Below are 4,891 nucleotides of genomic sequence, written 5' to 3' on the forward strand. Positions count from 1 at the left end.
CGAGGGCGCGGGGATGGGCTGCCCTTCGTCCATCCGTCCATCCAGGGTCAAGGTCAGCACCTCGGCAGCGTTGAATAGGGCCTCCTCCAGGGTTTCACCCTCGGTGAAGGCTTCGCCGAAGTCGATAAACTGGACCACAAAACCGCGGTCGGGCTCCGGGGTCAAAGTCGCGGGGTAGCGGATGTCCATGGGGGTTACCTGAGCTTGATGCCGGTTTGGCGTTCGATGCCGGCCAAGGTGCCCGGTTTCAAGTCGCGCTTGCCGTGCAGCGGGACCGTCGTGCGGGCCGCACCTTTGCCCATGCGGACATGACTGCCTTCCTGGCGCAGCACCGCCCAACCTTCGGCCTTGAGCTGCTTGATAATACCTGCAACGAGCGACTGGCTCCGCACGAGACCGCCATGTATTCGACCAACGTCCGCGCTGAGAGCTGGCGCCGGGGCGCCCGTTGTCGCGCCCAGCCCCGAGATCGCAAGTTCCGCCGGGATGGAGTCCAGGTCCAGGATCGGCAGATGACCACCTCCATGGCCGTCAGCCCCAGGACCGATCGTCTTTCGGCAACCGCCCCAGGTCATCAATGACCTCGACCCGACAGTCGTCCTGGGCCTGCCAGCGCCACAGGATCAGGTTGCGGTCCTGCGGTCCGACACCGGGAGCGAAGCTCGGGGCCAGGCAGGCGGCGGCACCCGCGCCGATGAGCCGGCGGGCCAGGATCCAGGTGGGCGACTCGATGCCACAGGAGGCCAGATCTTCCCAGGGAGTCGCAAGTACATCCGCCGCGATGCCGAGCGCGGCGAGGGTCGGCGCATGGGTCAGGTCGATGAGTGCGGCGCAGTTCACCCGATAGGCGACCAAAGTCATGGGCTGGGCCTTGTATGGGAGGCCCTGCTGCGCCTCCATCCAGGCGGTGGTGGGGGTCAGCGAAGTATAGAGTGCGGGCGTCCCCGGCGGGTTGAAGCGCCCGCCGCGGCGTGCGGCACCCTCGCCCGATGTGGGTGCAAAGGCCCACCGTGGGTGATGGGCGCGGAAGGTGAGCAACTCACGGCGGATCAGGGGCAGGGGTGCGGGCTGGTCAGGACCCTTCATGTCGGACAATCCATCTCGGAAGGTCGGCTGTCATCGAGCGTATTCATTCGCGCTGACTCGCGTTCTTCGCGGACTGATTCCCCGACTGAGCGTCACGCATAGCCGCCCTCGGCGATGCGCGACAGATAGTCCTTGACCGCCTGGGCGCGGCCCTCTTTCACCAGGTCCTCAGCGGTCTTGTCGCCGAATGACGGGAGCGGCTGCGAGCGGTACCAGGCGAAGGCGGCGACCACGGAGCCCGCCCAGGGGGCGACGTGGTTGATGATCTCGACCGTGTCGCGCAGTCGTGCCTGAGTGCTGCGGGCCCCGACCCGGCCGCGCTTGGAGACCGCATCGCGGGACAGGCCGGTGGCCAGGGCGAGTTCCGTCTTGGTCACCCGCAGTGCCGCCGCCAGTCCGTCGGTGGTGACGACGCCTTGTTCGGTGATGACATCGGCGAGCAATCTGGACTGGGCGAGCATGTGGATGCCTTATAAATTGAACCATAGATGGGTCAAAGTATGCGGCATCGGCGGGCGAATGCAAGCCTGGAGCGTGCACCGGTCGCCCTATTCTCGGCCTCGGGCTCGCGCGGTCGACGCGGAGGTCGACCGGACCGCCGCCGATCCCTCCGGGAGGCCGCTTGCCGGCCCAATGGCAAGAGGACATTGTTCACGATCGCCGATGTACGCCAGATCGAAAGCGAACGGGGGTCCATCGCGACCAGTAGCGGAAGCCTGAGCGCAGGTTCGTTGGAGCGAGGTCCCAAGAGCCGCCGCGGAACACGCGCCACGCGCAGTCTCCGGAGGTCCAGGCCGCACCAATGCCGGGAGCCCCCCGGTAGTTCTCATTCCAGCAGTCCTGGGTCCACTCCAAGACATTGCCATGCATCTCCGACAGGCCCCAAGGATTGGCCGGGTAGCTGCCCACCGGCTGAGTCTTTAGCAGGTTGACACCGGTCTTGGCGCCGCAGTTGTTGTAATCATAGTTGCCGTCGTAATTGGCCTGGCGGGTGTTGATGCAGTTCCCGGTACTGAAGGCCGTGGTGGTACCGGCGCGGGCGGCGTATTCCCATTCGGCCTCGGTCGGTAGCCGATAGCTCTGGCTGCTCTTGCGGCTGAGCCATTTGAGATAGGCTTGCGCATCGTCTCAGGAGACGTTGACCACCGGCCGGTCGTCGCGGCCCCAGCCCTCATCACCGGATTTGTGGCGGCAGCCGCCGTCGGCGACGCAGGCGTCCCAATCGGCGAAGGTGACCTCGGTCTTGCCGAGTTCGAAGGCAGGGATGCTGACCCGGTGGGCGGGCTTTTCGTAGCCATCGCATTCGGCCTCGCCCGGCTGGCACCCATCAGGAAGCTGCCGGCGGGGATGCGGATCATGGCCGGTGCCGCGAAGGGCACCAGGTGGACCGGCTGGATGGCACCGGCGCCGACGAAGACCTCCGCGCTGGCCTTGCCGGGGCGCTCGCCGGCGGTGACGGCCTCCACGCGGTGCTCGCCCTCCTCGATCTCCAGCACCAGTGCCTTGCCCGCCTGCGCCGGGGTGCTGCCCTTGCGCTGGCCGTCCACGAAGACCTTGGCGTCGCCGGGCTCGGAGGTGATTTCCATCATGCCCTTTTCGGCCTGGGCGGTGAGTGGCAGGCTGAGCGAAAGGGTGGCCAGGAAGGCGGTGCCGACGGGGCTGGGTCGGCGGAAACGAGGCGAACGCATGGGCGGAGACTCCTTCAGGGGGCGACGAAACTGGCGTTCAGTATGAGAGATCAGGGCGGCATGCAGCCCTCGACAAACGGGTGGGGTTGATTCTCAGGAAAACCGTTTCCTCGCGTTCCCACGCGGCGAGACTGCGCGGGTGTTCGCCAATTCCACGCCCGCGAGCGGCCGTTCGTCCGGCTGACGGCCATGGCGCCCGCGCCACACCGGACCATGAAAACCGCTCGGACCGAGGTTCCGACCGCCCGCGTGCGGAACCTTGTTGTCAGGGCTTCCAGCTCTGACCCTTCCGGCGCCGCGCCGCGCCGCCCCGCCACTCCGCCCCGCTCCGTGCTGGACTCGACCTTGATCCGATCCGAATGAAGCGAGCCCCGATGTCCGACGCCATCATTAGCCTGAGCGAGTTCAAGTCAGACGCCAGCCGCCTGCTGGCCCGTTTGCACGACGAACCGCGGGTGCTGGTCCTGACCCGGAACGGCCGCGCCAGCGCCATGGTCTAGGACTACGCGCAGTCCCAAGCGGAGCACGAGGGCCTCCTGATGCTCAAGGTGCTGGTCCAGGGCGAGGCCGATTGCGCCCAGGGGCGGACCATCGCCCAGGAGGACCTCTTCCCTAACTCGGGCGGACAGTGTGTTCCTGACGGTAAGTGGCGATCTCAGCCTGCCAGTCATCGAAAGTCGGGTCGTCGGCAAAGCTGCCGAAGCGCTCAAGCAGCGAAGGGCCATCGTTGGGTCCGCCGAGGTCTAAACGGACGAGTTCCACCCGGTCGAAATAGGCCGGCAGCCGCCGCTCGACCCCGAGCAACGCCGCCTCGCGGGTCGCTTCCTTTGCGCGGATCTCCGGCAAATTGCTGACCTGTGCCAGGTAGCCGCTGCGCCGTTTGCTGAGGATGATATCGACCTTCATGGAGTAGACCCTGCCGACGCGACGGAGTATGACCAGGATTCGACGCTAACACCTGCGCCAACAGCGGGCAAGCGCCAATGCCTACCACGTGTCGTCGGTCAGGAGTCAGTCGGCGCCATGCTTATCCGCACGAAATCAGGAAACCGCGGTCTATCCTCCGCTTCAAACCGGCTCTTGCTTTTAGCGCTACGTCGGTCGGCCCAAGCCCGATCGCTACTCGATCGGTGCCCACAGGTCATCCAGTCTGATCGTCACTGCCTCGAAAGGCGCAACCGACACCGGTGCAGCGCCGGCGAAGCGTCCGATCTCCTGCCAGGCCCCGCCTTCCAAGGCGTAGGCTTCCAGGCTGTGCGCGACCGGATCGAGCAGCCAAGCGCAGGGAACCCCACACTGCGCGTTGATCGGCATCTTGACCTTGCGGTCTTTGCTCTCGGTCGATGGGGACAGAATCCCGCACACCCAATCCGGCACTACGGTGAAGCGATGGATGACGAGACAAGCGGCGAACCGCGATCTCCGTCGTCCCGGCAGGATGCCGGGACCCAGCGCCAGGGACGGTAACCCTCAGCCAGCACACCGCTCAAGCTCGAGCGCTGGCCCTGCGTGGGGCTTGGCAGGAAGCTGTGCGTCTCGGGTCGGAAAAAACAGAGGGTCCGAAGTCACCGCGGCACCGCGTCGCGGCGGGACGCCGCTCCCACGGGGGGCGGGGTCTTGCTGCTCCCGCATAACAGACCGAAGGTCGAAGTTTAAGCCTGACGCGGCGCCGCCGCCCGCTACAGCGTCGGCCTCCGGTCGCATCGCCCCCGTCAGCGGAGGTTGAGCCCGCGCGGTACGAAATGCTTCGGAAATCGCCGAAGCATCCCCCAGAGAAACCGGGAGAAATTTGAAGCGCCTGGGTTTTTCACCGGCATGCAGTGGCATCAGGCGCAAGCGTTGGGGACATCAGGGCCGCGTTCGCGGCGCGCGGCGAATCCGTTCTAGCCCACCGTGGCTGGCCGTCCCCGCGGGCGGCGGCGGGAGTTTTCCGTCATGCCCAGGTAGTCGAACACCAGGCGGACGTTGCGTGCCAGGCGTTGGATGGTGGCGGCGACCGTGTCGCGGGATTTTGACTTGATGGCGCCGATGGCGAAGCGACGTAGCGCGGTGATGTTGGCGGGGCCGTGGCCGGTGCGGATGGTGCATCGGTCCTCGTCCCAGTTCCAGTCGAGGAT

8 protein-coding genes and 1 pseudogene are annotated in these 4,891 nt (G+C 66.4%); 1 reads left to right on the forward strand and 8 read right to left on the reverse strand.

The annotated features are described in order from the left end of the window. The 5 genes and pseudogenes from A39O_RS0105910 to A39O_RS42565 form a co-directional block, all read right to left on the reverse strand. Positions 1-189 (reverse strand): type II toxin-antitoxin system HicB family antitoxin (locus A39O_RS0105910; RefSeq protein WP_020503774.1); only part of this gene is annotated, 189 nt, incomplete at its 3' end. 5 nt (positions 190-194) lie between these two features. Beyond that, a complete protein-coding gene (locus tag A39O_RS40440) occupies positions 195-575 on the reverse strand; it encodes a type II toxin-antitoxin system HicA family toxin (RefSeq protein WP_157639696.1) in 381 nt (126 codons plus the stop codon). Then, positions 532-1,086, reverse strand: a complete 555-nt coding sequence (locus A39O_RS0105920; protein WP_020503776.1) for an RES family NAD+ phosphorylase — start codon at positions 1,084-1,086, stop codon at positions 532-534. The genes A39O_RS40440 and A39O_RS0105920 overlap by 44 nt, the downstream gene beginning before the upstream one ends. Positions 1,087-1,178: 92 nt before the next feature. Continuing rightward, a complete protein-coding gene (locus tag A39O_RS0105925; RefSeq protein WP_020503777.1) occupies positions 1,179-1,547 on the reverse strand; it encodes an antitoxin Xre/MbcA/ParS toxin-binding domain-containing protein in 369 nt (122 codons plus the stop codon). 190 nt (positions 1,548-1,737) lie between these two features. Then, a pseudogene (locus tag A39O_RS42565) lies at positions 1,738-2,352 on the reverse strand (formylglycine-generating enzyme family protein). Positions 2,353-3,148: 796 nt separating this feature from the next. On the opposite strand from A39O_RS42565, the gene A39O_RS37920 reads away from it, so the two are divergent. Continuing rightward, a complete protein-coding gene (locus A39O_RS37920) occupies positions 3,149-3,274 on the forward strand; it encodes a type II toxin-antitoxin system Phd/YefM family antitoxin (RefSeq protein WP_020503779.1) in 126 nt (41 codons plus the stop codon). A gap of 112 nt (positions 3,275-3,386) precedes the next feature. Here the strand turns inward: A39O_RS37920 and A39O_RS36275 are convergent, their stop codons facing one another. The 3 genes from A39O_RS36275 to A39O_RS0105950 all read right to left on the reverse strand — a co-directional run. Next, positions 3,387-3,680 (reverse strand): hypothetical protein, encoded by a 294-nt coding sequence (locus tag A39O_RS36275; protein WP_020503780.1) that lies wholly within the window; start codon positions 3,678-3,680, stop codon positions 3,387-3,389. Positions 3,681-3,893: 213 nt separating this feature from the next. After that, the gene (locus A39O_RS32170) at positions 3,894-4,232 is read right to left on the reverse strand and encodes a Uma2 family endonuclease (protein ID WP_407635627.1); all 339 of its coding nucleotides are present in this window, start codon (positions 4,230-4,232) and stop codon (positions 3,894-3,896) included. Between the two features lie 425 nt (positions 4,233-4,657). Next, on the reverse strand, positions 4,658-4,891 hold a 234-nt coding region (locus A39O_RS0105950), incomplete at its 5' end, for a hypothetical protein (protein WP_026199202.1).

Origin of the sequence: Lamprocystis purpurea DSM 4197, assembly GCF_000379525.1 — a bacterium.
Classification (GTDB): Bacteria; Pseudomonadota; Gammaproteobacteria; order Chromatiales; family Chromatiaceae; genus Thiodictyon; species Thiodictyon purpureum.

Bases quoted from the DNA above. Each gene is read 5' to 3' on its own strand.
- A39O_RS40440 (WP_157639696.1), bottom strand. From the start codon at position 575: ATGACCTGGGGCGGTTGCCGAAAGACGATCGGTCCTGGGGCTGACGGC.
- A39O_RS0105920 (WP_020503776.1), bottom strand. From the start codon at position 1,086: ATGAAGGGTCCTGACCAGCCCGCACCCCTGCCCCTGATCCGCCGTGAG.
- A39O_RS0105925 (WP_020503777.1), bottom strand. From the start codon at position 1,547: ATGCTCGCCCAGTCCAGATTGCTCGCCGATGTCATCACCGAACAAGGC.
- A39O_RS37920 (WP_020503779.1), top strand. From the start codon at position 3,149: ATGTCCGACGCCATCATTAGCCTGAGCGAGTTCAAGTCAGACGCCAGC.
- A39O_RS36275 (WP_020503780.1), bottom strand. From the start codon at position 3,680: ATGAAGGTCGATATCATCCTCAGCAAACGGCGCAGCGGCTACCTGGCA.